This window comes from Xenorhabdus sp. PB61.4 (genome assembly GCF_963894935.1).
Lineage (GTDB): Bacteria > Pseudomonadota > Gammaproteobacteria > Enterobacterales > Enterobacteriaceae > Xenorhabdus > Xenorhabdus stockiae.
Genome location: NZ_CAWQJR010000005.1, coordinates 1 through 15,872 on the forward strand (window position 1 = coordinate 1; position 15,872 = coordinate 15,872).

General features: G+C 40.9%; 12 protein-coding genes. 4 read left to right on the forward strand and 8 right to left on the reverse strand.

Annotated features, from left to right (window positions below; all coding sequences use genetic code 11):
• Window positions 1–479: 479 nt before the first annotated feature.
• The 5 genes from AACX68_RS01015 to AACX68_RS01035 all read right to left on the reverse strand — a co-directional run bounded on the left by AACX68_RS01015 (window position 480) and on the right by AACX68_RS01035 (window position 5,124).
• On the reverse strand, window positions 480–914 hold the full coding sequence (locus AACX68_RS01015) for an NUDIX domain-containing protein (RefSeq protein WP_228860330.1): 435 nt from the start codon (window positions 912–914) through the stop codon (window positions 480–482).
• A 16-nt stretch (window positions 915–930) separates the two neighbouring features.
• Entirely contained in the window at window positions 931–2,190 is a 1,260-nt protein-coding gene (locus tag AACX68_RS01020; RefSeq protein WP_228860331.1) for an adenylosuccinate synthase, read from the reverse strand.
• 194 nt (window positions 2,191–2,384) lie between these two features.
• Window positions 2,385–3,044, reverse strand: coding sequence for an HAD family hydrolase (locus tag AACX68_RS01025; protein ID WP_228860332.1), 660 nt, complete (start codon window positions 3,042–3,044; stop codon window positions 2,385–2,387).
• A gap of 2 nt (window positions 3,045–3,046) precedes the next feature.
• The gene (locus tag AACX68_RS01030) at window positions 3,047–4,330 is read right to left on the reverse strand and encodes a hypothetical protein (protein WP_228860333.1); all 1,284 of its coding nucleotides are present in this window, start codon (window positions 4,328–4,330) and stop codon (window positions 3,047–3,049) included.
• A gap of 2 nt (window positions 4,331–4,332) precedes the next feature.
• Entirely contained in the window at window positions 4,333–5,124 is a 792-nt protein-coding gene (locus AACX68_RS01035) for a HisA/HisF-related TIM barrel protein (protein WP_228860334.1), read from the reverse strand.
• A gap of 848 nt (window positions 5,125–5,972) precedes the next feature.
• On the opposite strand from AACX68_RS01035, the gene AACX68_RS01040 reads away from it, so the two are divergent.
• The 3 genes from AACX68_RS01040 to yegD all read left to right on the forward strand — a co-directional run bounded on the left by AACX68_RS01040 (window position 5,973) and on the right by yegD (window position 9,542).
• Window positions 5,973–7,082 carry an S-(hydroxymethyl)glutathione dehydrogenase/class III alcohol dehydrogenase gene (locus AACX68_RS01040; protein WP_099111786.1) on the forward strand — a complete coding sequence of 370 codons (1,110 nt, stop codon included), beginning with the start codon at window positions 5,973–5,975 and terminating at the stop codon, window positions 7,080–7,082.
• Window positions 7,083–7,123: 41 nt separating this feature from the next.
• On the forward strand, window positions 7,124–7,975 hold the full coding sequence (gene fghA / locus AACX68_RS01045; protein ID WP_228860335.1) for an S-formylglutathione hydrolase: 852 nt from the start codon (window positions 7,124–7,126) through the stop codon (window positions 7,973–7,975).
• 214 nt (window positions 7,976–8,189) lie between these two features.
• Window positions 8,190–9,542, forward strand: coding sequence for a molecular chaperone (gene yegD, locus AACX68_RS01050; RefSeq protein WP_228860336.1), 1,353 nt, complete (start codon window positions 8,190–8,192; stop codon window positions 9,540–9,542).
• Between the two features lie 90 nt (window positions 9,543–9,632).
• Here yegD and AACX68_RS01055 read toward each other — a convergent pair whose 3' ends face one another.
• The 3 genes from AACX68_RS01055 to AACX68_RS01065 form a co-directional block, all read right to left on the reverse strand.
• On the reverse strand, window positions 9,633–10,784 hold the full coding sequence (locus AACX68_RS01055; RefSeq protein WP_228860337.1) for a tetratricopeptide repeat protein: 1,152 nt from the start codon (window positions 10,782–10,784) through the stop codon (window positions 9,633–9,635).
• 36 nt (window positions 10,785–10,820) lie between these two features.
• Window positions 10,821–13,781: an SEL1-like repeat protein gene (locus AACX68_RS01060; protein ID WP_228860338.1), complete on the reverse strand. Its 2,961-nt coding sequence runs from the start codon at window positions 13,779–13,781 to the stop codon at window positions 10,821–10,823.
• A gap of 360 nt (window positions 13,782–14,141) precedes the next feature.
• The gene (locus AACX68_RS01065) at window positions 14,142–14,621 is read right to left on the reverse strand and encodes a nuclear transport factor 2 family protein (RefSeq protein ID WP_228860339.1); all 480 of its coding nucleotides are present in this window, start codon (window positions 14,619–14,621) and stop codon (window positions 14,142–14,144) included.
• 251 nt (window positions 14,622–14,872) lie between these two features.
• On the opposite strand from AACX68_RS01065, the gene AACX68_RS01070 reads away from it, so the two are divergent.
• Window positions 14,873–15,409: a TetR/AcrR family transcriptional regulator gene (locus tag AACX68_RS01070; protein WP_228860340.1), complete on the forward strand. Its 537-nt coding sequence runs from the start codon at window positions 14,873–14,875 to the stop codon at window positions 15,407–15,409.
• Window positions 15,410–15,872: the final 463 nt, after the last annotated feature.

Sequence of the window (15,872 nt, forward strand, 5' to 3'; positions counted from 1 at the left end):
ATTATAGTATGAATTTATTAAAACATCCGTAGGATAAACATCCAGATAACAAATATTAAAGTTATCGTCTATCCAATCATAATTCTTATAAATTTTAATCTATTTATACTATACACAATAGATTTCAAGATGCGTCGCGGCGGCAAGGGAATAAATCCTCAGGAGTATAGATCACTATGTGACTGGGGTGAGCGAGCGCAGCCAACAAAGAGGCAGCTTGAAAGACAAAGTGTATATATTCAGATCTATAGGATGTGACATTGTGATTGTTCTTATCCTTCACTACTTAAAAATTTACAGACCAAAAACGTACTAAAGCTATTTATTTTAACTCTAAATGATCCCCTGCCATAAAGTGGATTATAGAGTGAATAAGTATTATCTGAACATTTTTCACTACTAGTAAACCAGTGCTACAATCTAAAAGGTGCTCGCTGTAAAGCGAGCAATATTAGAATAGAAAATTTTACAGAGACAAGTTATGAGTTTTCCCTCATTTCTATAATCTCAATAGACCTGTCAAAGCGTAAATGTTCATCAAGAGCCATTGGAATTAGCCAGCGTAAATTATAGATAACATTATCAGGTAATGACTGTGCTTCATAAATATTAACAATTTCTTTTTCAACAGATTTTGCAGAATAAACTCTGTCATCATACGTATAGAGAAAATTCACCTGATAAGCATCAGGACGGGTTAACACAGTAAATAACTTCCATTCTTCAGGCTGAGTATTAATTCCTGCTTCCTCAGCGAATTCCCTTGCCATTGCCTGTTGAGGCGTTTCACCTGTTTCTATTTTTCCGCCAATACCATTGAGTTGTCCTTTCTGCCAGCTGGGTTGTAATTTAGAAATAAGAGCAACATGCTTCTTATCTTCAGAAAACATAAAACCGGTCACATAGTGAATCATTATCTTCCTTTCCTCATTACTGCACTATTAATGTTTGTTCTCTATCAGGCCCATGTGAAATATATTTAATTGGAACTCCAGCATAATCCTGAATAAAATTGAGAAAATCAATTAGTTCAGCAGGCAGCTCTGTAAAGTGTGTATACGATGCATTCAGCTCTCCCCAGCCTTTAAAAACTTTATAAACAGGTTTAACTTTCTCAAGCTGCAATAAGGCGTTATCACAGCAAACCTGTTCATTATCAATTTCATATGCAATAGCTACCTTTATTTCATCCAATCCTGCTAAAACATCAGTATTAGTTATTGCCAGTTCTGTTACCCCGTTAAGTTTTACCGCATGCTTGATCAAGCATAGATCCAGCCAGCCACAGCGCCTTGGCCTTTTAGAAACTGTACCATACTCGTTTCCACGTTCCCGGATATAATCAGCCTGCTCAGCCTGTAATTCTGTCGGGAACGGGCCGTTACCTACCCGGATCATATAGGCCTTCATCACACCAACAATATGCATTTTCTGTGCTGGTATACCAATCATGGCAAAACAGGTTTGAACCAGAGTCTGATACGCTACAGTATAAGGGTAAGTACCAAAACTGTTATCCAAAAAAGTGGCTTGTGATGTTTCAAGTAAGATATCTTCTCCGGCACTCAATAAATCACGGATGGCTTCATTAGTAAATGTAAAATAAGGCTCGATCTTTTTTCCATATTGATGCGTTATTTCTAACATTTCCTCAAAATCTAAAGTCGAATTATCATTAAAAACGTGGTTGATTTGTTTTTCCCTGATGCCCCAAAGAAATTCTAATTTGCTTCTGAGTTTTTCTTTATCCAGAGTATCAATAAGCCGAATGCCATGTCGGTTCGATTTATCTTCCACACAGGCACCAACTCCCACTCCTACAGATCCTATTTTATTCTTACCTTTATACTTTTCAGATGCTTTATTTAATTCTGCATGTAATGGCAATACAATATGGCATCGAGGATCAATTGAGATGCTGGAGTTAATATTTTCTCTTTTTATAAAATCAATCTCTTTCACAAGCACCGGAAGACTAATTAATGCACCCTGACAAATATAGAGATTCTTTTTATTAAGTGATGCTGGTAATTGAGAAAAAGACCCTCTCACATTCCCATATTGTACACAATGGCCTGCATTGGCTCCCCCATTAAATCTGGCGATGTTATTCACACCACCCGATAAGTAATCAACAAATTTACCTTTTCCTTCATCTCCAAATTGAAGCCCAACCACAGATATTAACATACGTGTGCATCTCCCATTTATAAATAGTCTTTTAAATGGTGTTTTCTTTTATATTATAATAAAAAATACAACTTCAATGTTTTATATTATTCCACTATTTACACAAAAACATTAACAGCGTCATTTAAAAAAACAATAAAGAATACGTCATTTAAAATGATAATAATAATTTATTTCAGTAGATTAATATTTTCTTACTTACTGACTAAGTAATCAGCCATTAATAAAGCCTCATTTAATGTATCAACAACAGGTACACCTGCAGCTTCAAGACTTAAACGGCTATGTGTTCCACCAGTATAAAGAATGGCATGAGTGCCTGCGGCTAATGCTGCAATAGCATCATCGGTTGCGTCACCAATCACAACGCTCTTTTCAGGCGCGATATTGATCTTTTTAATATGGTTAGCTAATTGCTCAGACTTTCCGGTAGTTAATAGCGGTGTATTTCTGCCATCAACGTGGGTAAAAAATTTAGTTATACCGTGGTTATCAATCATCGGAACTAATTCTTCATGCTGCATCAGTGAACATAGTGATTGGGTTGCACCTGACTGATAGCGGGCAGCAAGCAGATCACTCACTCCTTCTGCTAAATTTGCTTTTTGTATACCGGGCCGATAGTGGGTATTAAATGTTTTTCCTATGATTGACCATTCAGCAGAGGATGGCTCGCGTCCAATAACCTGCTTATAGAAAATTTGCACTGGCACACAATAATATTCCCGATATTGTTCCAGCGTCAGTGGTTCAATACCAATTTCTGCAAGTGCTAAATTTGTTGCGCTAACTGAAACACTAACATCATTCAGTAGTGTGCCATTCCAGTCCCAGATAATATGTGCTGTTGCCATAATTAATTAACTTCCTTAGCTGTATTTGTCTGTTCCGAACAATTTGCTCCAAACTCACGGTTACGGGATAAACATTCAGGGCATTGCTGCGCAATATCTCTAAATGCATCAATGGGTTGGTTACAATCCATTTTTTGGCGAGATACCAGAGTCGCTAAAAAACCCAGTAATTCAGGTGCCCAGGTAGAATCTTCCAGAGTGTCATACAAAACCGACAATAAACTGTATGAATAGCTGACCCAATCCGCTGTAGTTGTATAAGAATGAGTTGTATGGGAATGAACCGTATGGGCATGTTTACCTTCATCAGCTGAGAGCTGATTAACTAAATGATTCAGCACCTTATGATGCCTGAAACACCAAGGAGTCAGTACATCTAAAAATTCAGGGCTGAATACACGATCAGAATATCCATACACACGGGTACGCAAGAGTTTTTCCCAATGTAATTCAGTAGCCCGTAACTTTGGTCTTATTCCTGTCTGAGTTATAACCAGATCCCTGACCTGTCGTAAGGTATCTCCGGTTCCGCAATTATCATCAATAATCGAAATAGAATGCCCGGATGGGATGTTACGTCCCCATATATGATGACTATTGCTACATGCATCATCATAGCGGGAAACTTTCACTAAATTGAGTTCACTATTCCATGCTGCGGCAGTGACTGCCGCTGTCGCTGCACCGCCTAACATCACCCCGATAACGGAAGAGTTAGGACATTCATCTATTTGCGCGGCAGCCAGTGTTATCAGGTGATTATCTCCCTCGATATATGTTCTTGGTACCTGATGCCCCGTACCCGCCGGAAGTTTCAAGTTTTGCAGTAATGAAGGAGAGAAGCAGGATTTTCTTCCCGTCAGTGTTGAGCAGACAATTTCAGCACACGCCTTTACCCCATCAATAAAAGGTACAATGTCTTCATCAGTAATCTGTGGAACACCTAATAAACTGTCGATAATACGTAACAGTTTCACCAGACAATGATCAGCTAATATATATTTTGAAGGTACTGCGCATTGTTTATCTGTGCACTGCAATTTAATGATGATGTCTGCATAATATTTTACTGTTGCCAATAACTCATCACAGGTTTTGGGTTCGTAATAAGCAAAACCTCGGGAACTGATAAAATTCTGTTTATTCGCGACGACTCCCGGAAGCTCCATAACTTCTTTCATCAAGTGACTTGTTCCGGAGACACCGCGTAAATCGCCTAATAAACCAACAGCGCGCAGGTCTAAAATTGATGGAACAACTGAAGAAGGTGAAAGAAACTCAGCCATATTTAACCTCTCTGAGCTTGCGCTTTTGGTGTTCGGGTTGCCGCAATTGCTTCCTCAAGTGGCACTTTACCGATATGTAGCGCCTGACCAAGAATGGCACCTTCAACACCCTGATCATACATATCGGCTAAAACACGCAGGTCATCTATGCTTGAGACTCCACCACCAGCAATGACCGGCGATGAGGTTTTCGCGCATACTTCACTCAATAGGGTAAAATTAGGGGAACTCATCATGCCGCCCCGTTCAACATCAGTGACGACATAACGCTGGCATCCCTGTCTTTCCAGCTCTTCAAGAATATCCCAAAGCTTGCCGTTGTTGACATTCCACCCATGAGTCGCAAGCTGATAACCTTCCGGCGTGCTCCTTACATCCAACGCAATAGCAATCTTATCGCCATATTCACCAATAGCTCTGGCACACCACTCCGGATTTTCTAATACAGCGGTTCCTAAATTTACCCGCTGGCATCCGGTTGCCAATACACGGCTCAAGATCTCTTCATTTCTGATACCGCCACAGACTTGTACATTAATATCGACCGCTTCGAGAACATCAGCAATCAAATGACTGTTTGAACCCCGGCCTGACGCAGCATCAAGATCAACTACATGTATCCATTTTGCTCCGGCATTTTGCCAGGCTAATGCAACTTCTGCCGGAGTCCCTAAAGGCCGCCGTAATGTTGAACTTTCACCAAGAGTTAGACGAATTGCAGAATTTGATGTCATCGCTATTCCATCAACAATATCAACAGAAGGGAATACCTCGAACGTTTTCGTACCTATCATTTACCCACCTGATTTATTACAAATATATTTCCGGAGCTTAATAACAAAAATCATTAATGTGATTACTACTCATTGTTGAGTAAACAACGCTCATCCTGAATAACCAATGAAATTCACATTAGTTTATATTAATAATTTCGGTTAACCATTTCAAAAAATCATAATAAGAAAAAGAAATGACTTTTCAATAAAGTTATTTTGTTACGCATTTTTATTTTTTTATAGCAAACAAATAAAATAAAGACAGAAATAAAAAACAACAAACAAAAATAAACACTCACTCTATTCAGTCATTATCTTGTTATCAGAATAAAATTCTTAACATGGCATATTCAATGGATTCCAGATTACGTTGAACGGGAAAAAAACGAATCCATTCAGCATAGATAACTCCCTATTTATAACCATAGTAACCAAAGGGATGAACAGAGCTAACAAAGAATAAACTTGAAACACGAAGGCTATTTTTACTATAAATTAGTTAAAACCATATCAATTATAAAAATACATTTATTAAAAATAATTATATTTATGAGGAAAAAATCGCGGGGCAAAAATTCCCAAAGATAATTAATCGTAGACTCTTAGGAGGATTTACCCGGACGAGACATTTGCAGTCTTGATTCTGGCAAATCATCTTTGGCTAAAGAGCGCGCAACAAAGCGATTAGACAGTACATGATGATTATCACTCACAATCAGGTAAACTGAATGCAATATCGTGCATAATTTTCATCAGGCGCAGTCAATTGATGAGTAAATTTGCGATACAACTTTTTCTGTGTGCGTCATAGCCATATGCACACAATCTCACCTTTACTTTTTTATCTCATCAAAAAGAGGGATGTTATGAAATCACGTGCTGCCGTTGCCTTTGGGCCAAACAGACCACTCGAAATTGTTGAAATTGATGTAGCACCACCGAAAGCCGGTGAAGTACTGATCAAAGTTAGTCATACCGGTGTTTGCCATACGGATGCTTTTACGCTTTCAGGTGATGATCCCGAAGGTTTATTCCCTGTTGTGCTCGGACACGAAGGCGCTGGAGTCGTTATTGAAGTTGGTGAAGGCGTTACCAGTGTTAAACCCGGCGATCATGTCATTCCATTATATACAGCTGAATGTGGTCAATGTGATTTTTGCCAGTCCGGTAAAACTAACCTCTGTATTGCCGTTCGCGATACTCAGGGAAAAGGTCTGATGCCTGATGGGACAACCCGCTTTTCCTACAACGGACAACCTGTTTATCACTATATGGGATGTTCCACATTCAGCGAATATACCGTTGTCGCCGAGGTTTCACTGGCAAAAATCAACCCCGAAGCAAATCATGAGCATGTTTGCCTATTAGGTTGTGGCGTAACGACAGGTATCGGTGCTGTACATAATACGGCTAAAGTTCAACCGGGAGATTCTGTGGCTGTTTTCGGGCTCGGTGGTATCGGACTTGCCGTCCTTCAGGGAGCACGTCAGGCTAAAGCAGGCCGTATTATCGCTATTGATACCAACCCGACTAAGTTTGAATTAGCCAGACAATTTGGTGCTACAGATTGCATCAATCCCAACGATCATGACAAACCTATTCAGCAGGTTATTCTGGATATGACGAAATGGGGAGTTGACCATACTTTCGAATGTATTGGTAACGTCAACGTCATGCGTGCAGCGCTTGAAAGTGCTCATCGTGGCTGGGGTCAGTCAGTTATTATCGGTGTTGCAGGTGCCGGACAGGAGATTTCTACTCGTCCATTCCAGCTTGTTACCGGTCGGACATGGAAAGGAACAGCCTTTGGCGGTGTTAAAGGGCGCAGCCAGCTACCGGGAATGGTTGAAGATGCAATGAAGGGTGAAATTGAGTTGGAACCTTTCGTGACACATAAAATGCCACTGGAAGATATTAATGAAGCCTTTGAGCTGATGCATGAAGGTAAATCTATCCGGACGGTAATTCACTACTAATTGCACAGTCTCCACATTCTACCGTTTTAGAGAGAAAAGTAATGGAAAGAATTGAACATCGCGCATCCTTTGGCGGATGGCAGGATGTCTACCAACATGAATCCAGTACTCTGAATTGTCAGATGAAGTTTGCAGTTTTTCTGCCGCCTCAGATAAAAGACAAGAAATTACCGGTACTGTACTGGCTCTCCGGATTAGCCTGTACCGAGCAGAATTTCATTACCAAAGCCGGTGCTCAGCGTTACGCCTCAGAACATGGCATCGTTATTGTTGTTCCGGATACCAGTCCGCGAGGCGATGATATTCCTGACGATCCTGCTTACGATCTTGGAAAAGGAGCCGGATTCTATCTCAACGCACTGAAACAGCCCTGGGCAGCGCATTATCAGATGTATGATTACATTGTTTCAGAGTTACCTGAGTTAATTGAGAAGCAATTTAATGTTAACGATATCCGGGCCATCAGTGGGCACTCTATGGGTGGACATGGCGCGTTGGTTATTGCGTTGAGAAACTCGGAACGTTATTGCAGTGTGTCGGCATTTGCGCCAATTGTAGCCCCGAGTCAGGTTCCGTGGGGAGAAAAAGCGTTTTCGGCTTATCTGGGCGAAGACCGATCGCTATGGAAACAATATGATACGGTAGAATTAATTAAAAATGGTGAAGTAAAAGAACAATTACCACTTTTAATTGAGCAAGGAACGAGTGACGATTTTCTGAATCGCGAGTTGCGCCCCGACTTATTACTGAATGCCTGTAATGAAGAAAATTACCCGATAACAATCAACTTTCGTCAGGGTTATGATCACAACTACTATTTCATTGCCAGCTTTATTGAGGAGCATATTGCCTATCATGCCAGTGCAATGCAAAAACGGGCTGAAAGGCAATAAACTTTAACGCCATAATCTACCTTTTCTGAAAACGGTAAATACCCGCCGCCTTTCTGATACTAAACTGGTTTCCAGCACATATTTCAGCTTACTGGAAACCAGCCTGACAAAACCATCCAGATAATCTTATCGAAGTCACTCGCCTTTGAATTTAATTTGCGATAGCATCTGCGCCCTTTTTACGATTTTTCGACAATTGAAGACGAGGAAACCTATGTTCATCGGTTTTGACTATGGCACATCAAATTGCGCAGTAGCAGAAATGATCGGAAATACACCACAGCTGATCGCTATTGAAAATGACAATTTTTATATGCCTTCTGCACTGGCAGCACCAACCCGAGAATCAGTTTCTGAGCACTTGTTCCGCCACAGAAATATTACTCCGGGTTCTCCTGTCGGTGAGCAGTTACTCCGCAGCGCAATTACGGCAAATCGTGAGGAAGGCATCGAACTTTTACCTGAAGATATCGTATTCGGTCAGGCTGCACTGACACGATATCTGGAAGACCCTCAGGATACTTATTACGTCAAATCACCAAAATCTTTCCTCGGTGCCATGGGGCTAAGAGAAGTGCAAATCAGCTTTTTCGAAGATTTGGTTTGCGCCATGATGTCCAATATAAAACAGCAGGTAGAAAGCAAAACCCAGCAATGTGTTGAAGAAGTCGTTATTGGCCGGCCTGTTAACTTTCACGGACGTGGTGGTGAAAAATCGAACCAGCAGGCCGAGTTGATTTTGTTACAGGCAGCGAAACGAGCAGGCTTTCGCAATATAGAATTCCAGTTTGAGCCTGTCGCGGCGGGGCTGGAATATGAATCCACCCTGACTGAAAATAAAGTCGTTTTAGTCGTTGATATTGGCGGCGGAACAACAGACTGTTCGCTCATTCAGATGGGGCCGGACTGGTGTGGTAAATCCGAACGTAGTGACAGTTTACTGGCGCACACCGGTCAACGTGTTGGCGGTAACGATCTGGATATCAATCTGACTTTTAAACAACTGATGCATCCTTTCGGCTTAGGCAGTAAATTTGCATCAGGTAATGAGATGCCCCTCACCCAGTTCTGGAACCCGATTGCCATCAATGATGTTCAGGCACAAAAAGAGTTTTATTCTCGCCAGAACCTAGCCGCATTAAAATCTTTACACCGAGATGCACAAGAGCCGGAAAAACTGGCACGGTTACTGAAAGTTCACCACGAAACACTGGGCTACAGTCTGGTACGCAGTGCTGAAGAAGCGAAAATTGCACTGTCAAATAGCAGTGAATACCGTGCTCAGTTAAATTTATTATCAGAAATTATTGAAGTTGATATTCAGCGCGATCAAATGATAACTGCTATCGAATCTACGAAAGATAAAATGACCAGACTGGTCAGCGAGGCAGTGACTCAAGGTGGCATTCAGCCGGATGTCATTTTTATGACCGGCGGGTCAGCCAGCTCTCCTATTCTGCGTCAGGCGGTTGAGCAGGTATTACCGGAAGTGCCTCTGGTCAGTGGTAACTACTTTGGTTCTGTGACGACAGGTCTGGCACGCTGGGCGAAAGTTTGTTTTTCTTGATATCACGAGCCAGTTAATACTTCACTGTTTTGAATTCCCCCGTTCGATATAACGGGGGAGTTTATAAATTTGTATATAGAATCAACAATTTTATTTGAGTTTATCTTTCATATCCTGAATTTTGATATCTAAATCGGTGAATCCGTTATCAAACGCTTTCTGATACCATTCAAGTGCTTTTTTCTCATCTTTCGGGACAACCTCACCCAATTCATAAATTATCCCCAAATTTCGCTGAGCTAAAGCCGACAGAGACTCTCCAGCATTCAGATACCACCCCATAGCCTTATTGTGATCTTTTTCTACCCAATTGCCGGTCCAGTAAAGATGACCAATATTTTCTGAAGCCTGAAGGTTCTTTTGCAAAGATGCTTTTGAAAACCATCCCATTGCTATCCAGCCACTTTTTTCTACTCCCAGCCCTTCCATGTATAAATAACCTAGCGCGTTCTGAGCAGTAGCATCTTTCTGTTTGGCTGCTTTTTCATACCATTTGTACGCTAATTTATAATTCTGAGACACGCCAGAACCGGTTCGGTAATAATCGCCCAATTTTACTTGTGATTCGGCATCGCCCTTTTTAGCAGCTTCAGCATACCATTTTGCTGAGTTGGAATAGTTGCTCTGCCCGTTATATCCTTCAGCATAAATCTGGCCCAACATCTTTTGAGCATAGAGATCTCCCTTTTCTGCGGCTTTAACGTACCAGCTAATGGCATCATCATAATCTTGTGATACACCTAATCCATTAAAGTACATATACCCCAAATTAGCCTGCGCAATCGCCTTTCCCCGTTCAGCAGAGCGAATATTCCATTTGTATATATCGCCGTCATCCAGCCCGACATCTAATTCCTCAAGGTAAAGACCGACAATATTTGACTGTGCATCAGAATTTCCCTGTTTAGCCGCTTTGAGAAACCATATAGCTGCTTCTTTGGGGTCCTGTGTTACTCCGAGTCCCTTATTATAAAGAATAGCAAGATAATATTGTGCTCCTGCATCCCCTTGATTAGCAGCTTTCCTATACCATTTGGCAGCTTCTTTATAATCCTGCTGGACATCTAATCCTTTTTCATACAATCGCCCGGTTTTAAATTGTGCTTGCGTATTACCATCGTTCGCTAAACGTAAGCAGGCTGAAAAAGCCCCTTCTTCTATCTGGCAGGGATCCTGGGGTTTACATGCTGTGGTTAATACGCTGAAAACCAGAAAAAAGCTGATACAGAGTAATCGTTCCATGTTATTGTTCCTGATTGATTATTGTGGAGAGCTTCGTTATTTCCTGAGTTTTTGCATCAATATTTCCACTTTCTTCCCGACACCTGCCGCTCCGTTTTTCTGCGCTTTTTGATACCAAAAAAGTGCTTTTTCATCATCCCGCTGCACAATTTGGCCCTGTTCATAAATGCGTCCCAGATTTAATTGTGCTGTAGCATCACCTTGTTCAGCCGCTTTGATAAACCACTCCAGCGCTTTTTTAGCGTCTTTTTTTATCCCATTACCATCCAAATAAAGTACACCGATATTATTTGCTGCCAATGCGGAGTTTTGCTCAGCCGCTTTCAATAACCATTCCATTGCAGTCTTGCTATTTTTCTTAACGCCGAAACCATCCATATAGAAATAGCCAATATTAACCTGGGCATCAACGTCCCCTTGTTCAGCGGCTTTAAGATACCATTTAGCCGATTCTTCATAATCTTGCCGCCCTCCTAATCCCGATGCGTAATATTCCCCCAGCGAATACTGTGCATCGGAATCCCCTTGCTTAGCCGCTTTCATATACCACTTAGCTGATTCGGTATAATTTTGTGGTACACCTAGCCCATATTTATACTGATAACCAAGATTAAACTGAGCAGTTGAAACTCCCTGCTCCGCAGCTTTGCTAAACCACTTAGCAGATTCTTCATAGTCTTGCGTAAACCCTAATCCTTTCATGTATAAATATCCCATATTAAACTGGGCTTCAGGATCCTCTTGTTCAGCAGCAAGAAGAAACCATTTGGCGGCTTCCTGATAATTTTTCTCTACACCAGATCCTTTTCTATAAAGAATCCCAAGATTATTCTGCCCGACAGTATTTCCCTGCTCAGCTGCCTGCAAATACCATTTAGCCGCCTCCTGATAGTCCTGTTGTATACCCAGTCCTTTATCATAGAGATAGCCTATATCAACCGGCGCATCCGGATCGCCCTGTTCAGCCGATTTAAGATACCATTTCAATGCTTCTTGATAGTCCTGTTCAACGCCTAGCCCTTCTTTATAAAAGTAAGCCACATAATACTGAGCGTAAGCATTTCCCTGATCAGCAGCTACCCGATACCATTTCATCGCCTGTTGATAATCTTTTTCAACCCCCAATCCATTTCGATAAAGGCTGCCAAGTGCAGTCTGTGCATCAACATCTCCCTGTTCGGCTGATTTAAGATACCATTTAGCAGCTTTCGGATAGTCTTGTTCTATCCCCAAGCCTTCTTTATATAAATAGGCAATAAAATATTGTGAGTAGGCACTTCCCTGCTCTGCTGCCTGACTGAACCATTTCGCGGCTTCTTTATAATCCTGAGGAGCGCCTTTCCCCTTAAAATATAAATACCCGATATTATCCCGCGCATTGGTATTACCTTTTTCTGCTGCCGGCAGATACCATTTAATCGCTTCCTGATAATTCTGTTCTACACCAAAACCTCGTCTATAAAAATCGCCAAGATTATCCTGACTCTTCGTATGCCCCAGTTCAGCGGCCTCGGTATACCATTTGGCGGCTTCCTTATAGCTCTGTTCTACTCCCAGCCCCTTATCATAGAGATATCCGATACTAAACATTGCATCAGGATCACCCTGCTCAGCTGATTGCTTATACCATTTGAGTGCTTCCTGATAATCCTTCTTAACGCCAAATCCGTAGTAATAAAACTCCCCCATATAATACTGCGCATAGTGGCTTTTCTGTTCAGCGGAAGCACGGTACCATTTCATTGCCTGTTGATAATCTTGCTCTGTGCCCAATCCATTCTTGTAGAAATTACCCAGTTCGGCCTGTGCATAAGAATTTCCCTGCTCAGCCGCAGCCTGATACCATTTCATCGCCTGTTGATAATCTTGATCTGTACCCAATCCATTCTTGTAGAAATCACCCAGTTCGACCTGTGCATAGGCATTTCCCTGATCAGCCGCAGCCCGATACCATTTCATTGCCTGTTGATGATCTTTTTCTACACCCAATCCATCCCGATAAAGATTGCCAAGATCAAACTGTGCATCTACATCCCCTTGTTCAGCAGCTTTGAGGTACCACTTAACCGATTCCGGATAGTTTTGTTCTACTCCTAGCCCTTCTTTATATAAGTAGCCAATAAAATACTGTGAATAAGCATTCTCCTGTTCAGCAGCCTGACTGAACCACTTCATTGCTTCTTTATAATCCTGAGAAATGCCCATTCCTTTAAAGGAGAAATACCCCAGATGATTCAGAGCATCAACACTGCCCTGCTCAGCCGCGGAGCGATACCATTTGGCAGCCTCCTGATAGTTCTGCTCTACCCCCAGTCCCTGATTATAAAGATTGCCGAGACTGACCTGACCAAAAGCGTGCCCCTGTTCAGCCGACTGGAGATACCACCTGACTGCTTCCTGATAGTCCTGCTGTACACCAAGCCCTTTCTCATAAAGATACCCTATATCCACTTGTGCATCGGGATCTCCCTGTTCAGCCGATTTCGCATACCATGTGAACGCTTCCTGATAATCCTGCTCGACGCCCAATCCTTCCTTATAGTAATACCCCACAAAATACTGGGCATAAGCATTTCCCTGATTAGCACCAGCGAGATACAATTTGAAAGACTCTTTATAATCCTGCTCTACTCCCCATCCTTTATGGTAGAGACCAGCAAGAGTATTTTGTGCCTCGATATCCCCCTGACCAGCAGCGGTTTTGTATTTTTCAGCCTCTTCCTTATAACGCTCCTGAAGATCCGCCTGCGCATCAGTATTTCCCTGCTGAGCAGATTCGGTATACCACCTGATTGCTTCCTGATTATCTAATGGAACTCCTAGTCCTTTTTCATACATTTTCCCGATCTTATATTGCGCAACTGCATCACCTTCATCAGCTAACCTCAGACAAGTGAGAAAAGAAGATCCATCAACCTGACAAGGATCTGCTGGCTTACATGCTGAGATAGAAACAGTCAGAGTGAATAAAAGAGCAAGCAAGGGAACGCGTTCCATGTCTTTAATTCCTTATTTTTGGGAGTTCAGTAGGAGGGCAAAGTGAATACACATTAACAAATATTATATGGTGGGGGAATAATGTTGATTATTTCAATAAATGTTAAAAAGTGGGGTTTATTATCTTTTTATAAAAATAGTCCATTGAAGAAATAATAACTCAAAAAATTTGCATAAAATAAAATATTGCAATATCTAAAAGAAAATAATTAGTCAAATGGACTGAAATGAACAAGTAAGTTAATTCAACCGAAAATCGACAGATTATGATCTATCCAAAACTAGTGAGCCTGTACGGAGATCTTTGTACAAGCCCTACAGTTTTTCAAAACCATAAGTTAATTTTTTAACTTATTAAAATTACAAACCTAATTCACTGAGCCCCGGATAATTATCTGGTCGACGCCCCAAAGGCCAGTGAAATTTGCGTTCATCTTCATTTATAGGGATATCATTAATACTTGCAAAACGGTTTATCATCATGCCATGTTCATCAAACTCCCAATTTTCATTACCATATGAACGAAACCAATTACCTGAATCATCATGCCATTCATAGGCATACCTTACAGCAATCCGGTTTCCTTCCGCCGCCCATAACTCTTTAATTAACCGATAACTTTTTTCTTTTATCCATTTTCGGACCAGCCATTTTTTTGCTTCATCCCGGCCATTAACGAACTCTGTTCTATTTCGCCACCTCGTATCTTTGCTGTATGCCAACACAACTTTATCAGCATCACGCGTATTCCAGCTATCTTCTGCAATACGAACTTTTTGTGTAGCTGTTTCATAATTAAATGGAGGAATAGGTAACTTTTTCTCAACGAACGCAGACATATTTTCTCCGTACCATTTAGCGAGTAGTAGAAAAACTAATGGCCTTATAAGCTCTCTTAACTACATTACAAAAATATGGGTTATTTAATTTTCAGATTAGCTGAAGGCCATAAATCCCAATAATATGATATCATGTGAACAGATCTGTACACTCGAATTAAATGTACAGATCTGTTCACAACAAAGCAACATTAGAATCATATTAAAAACAATATTGATATAATTTTTTTGAATAACTAAGAAGAAACATCATGAGTAAAAAAGAGCACATCTTAGATATTGCAGAGTCACTATTTAATCAATTTGGCTATAACGCTGTTGGTGTCGACTTGATCAGAGATCAGGCAAATGTATCAAAGACATCCATGTATCGTTACTTTGGCTCTAAAAATAAGCTGATTGAAGGAGTGTTACTCAAACGCCACCAAAGATTTCAGCAGGAACTCACTGCTGCTGCATCTTCAGCCGAGGGAGTTGAAAACAAAATTAATGCAATCCTCGACTGGCACTTTTCATGGTTTGCCACAGAAGATTTTCAAGGCTGCCTGTTCATGCATGCTCTGGCTGAATTTAAAGGGCACGATGAAACTATCGTTAAACATGCCCAACAACATAAAGCATGGATAAAATCACTGTTATTATCTATTTTCTCAACCAATCAGGAAAATGCAGAGAGCAAAGCAGAAGCACTGATAACATTTATAGAAGGAATGATAATAAGAGCTGAGTTTGGTGAGATTTCAGGTCAGGAAGAATGTTATCGAACAATGGCAGAACGATTCATTTAGAATGTGTTGCCAGATGAAGGTTTTTCGGTCTCTTAGCCAGCGATGCTGACCAAGAGACCGATTACCATAAGAACAAAAAACGTTCAGAGATTACCCTGGTGTTGGGTTAGTTTAAAGCTAATTACCTTCCGTCTTTCAAGCTGCTACTTTGTTGGCTTCGTTCACTTCCCCCTGTCACATAGTTGACTATGCTCCTGAGAGTCTTTCCCTTACCGCCCGATGCAACTCGAAATCCATTAGGTATATTCAAAATAATGAAAATTATTTGTCTAAATAAAAGGCAGTGATAACTCACTCCCCGGTTATCTGACAAAATCTTAATTATAACTTATATTTTTACAGACAAATTAATACACCAGACTCATGACAAAATCAACAAATAAAAGCTCAAATGTTGATTTAGCTACAGAATATTCGCGTTTTTATTTAGCTATCAAAAAACACAAAATGATCAACATTAGGT

What these genes read in the sequence shown, in the direction of transcription:
- AACX68_RS01065 (WP_228860339.1), bottom strand. Translation starts at nt 14,621, where the DNA reads ATGTCTGCGTTCGTTGAGAAAAAGTTACCTATTCCTCCATTTAATTAT.
- AACX68_RS01025 (WP_228860332.1), bottom strand. Translation starts at nt 3,044, where the DNA reads ATGGCAACAGCACATATTATCTGGGACTGGAATGGCACACTACTGAAT.
- AACX68_RS01030 (WP_228860333.1), bottom strand. Translation starts at nt 4,330, where the DNA reads ATGGCTGAGTTTCTTTCACCTTCTTCAGTTGTTCCATCAATTTTAGAC.
- fghA (WP_228860335.1), top strand. Translation starts at nt 7,124, where the DNA reads ATGGAAAGAATTGAACATCGCGCATCCTTTGGCGGATGGCAGGATGTC.
- AACX68_RS01015 (WP_228860330.1), bottom strand. Translation starts at nt 914, where the DNA reads ATGATTCACTATGTGACCGGTTTTATGTTTTCTGAAGATAAGAAGCAT.
- AACX68_RS01035 (WP_228860334.1), bottom strand. Translation starts at nt 5,124, where the DNA reads ATGATAGGTACGAAAACGTTCGAGGTATTCCCTTCTGTTGATATTGTT.
- AACX68_RS01020 (WP_228860331.1), bottom strand. Translation starts at nt 2,190, where the DNA reads ATGTTAATATCTGTGGTTGGGCTTCAATTTGGAGATGAAGGAAAAGGT.
- AACX68_RS01070 (WP_228860340.1), top strand. Translation starts at nt 14,873, where the DNA reads ATGAGTAAAAAAGAGCACATCTTAGATATTGCAGAGTCACTATTTAAT.
- AACX68_RS01040 (WP_099111786.1), top strand. Translation starts at nt 5,973, where the DNA reads ATGAAATCACGTGCTGCCGTTGCCTTTGGGCCAAACAGACCACTCGAA.
- yegD (WP_228860336.1), top strand. Translation starts at nt 8,190, where the DNA reads ATGTTCATCGGTTTTGACTATGGCACATCAAATTGCGCAGTAGCAGAA.
- AACX68_RS01060 (WP_228860338.1), bottom strand. Translation starts at nt 13,781, where the DNA reads ATGGAACGCGTTCCCTTGCTTGCTCTTTTATTCACTCTGACTGTTTCT.
- AACX68_RS01055 (WP_228860337.1), bottom strand. Translation starts at nt 10,784, where the DNA reads ATGGAACGATTACTCTGTATCAGCTTTTTTCTGGTTTTCAGCGTATTA.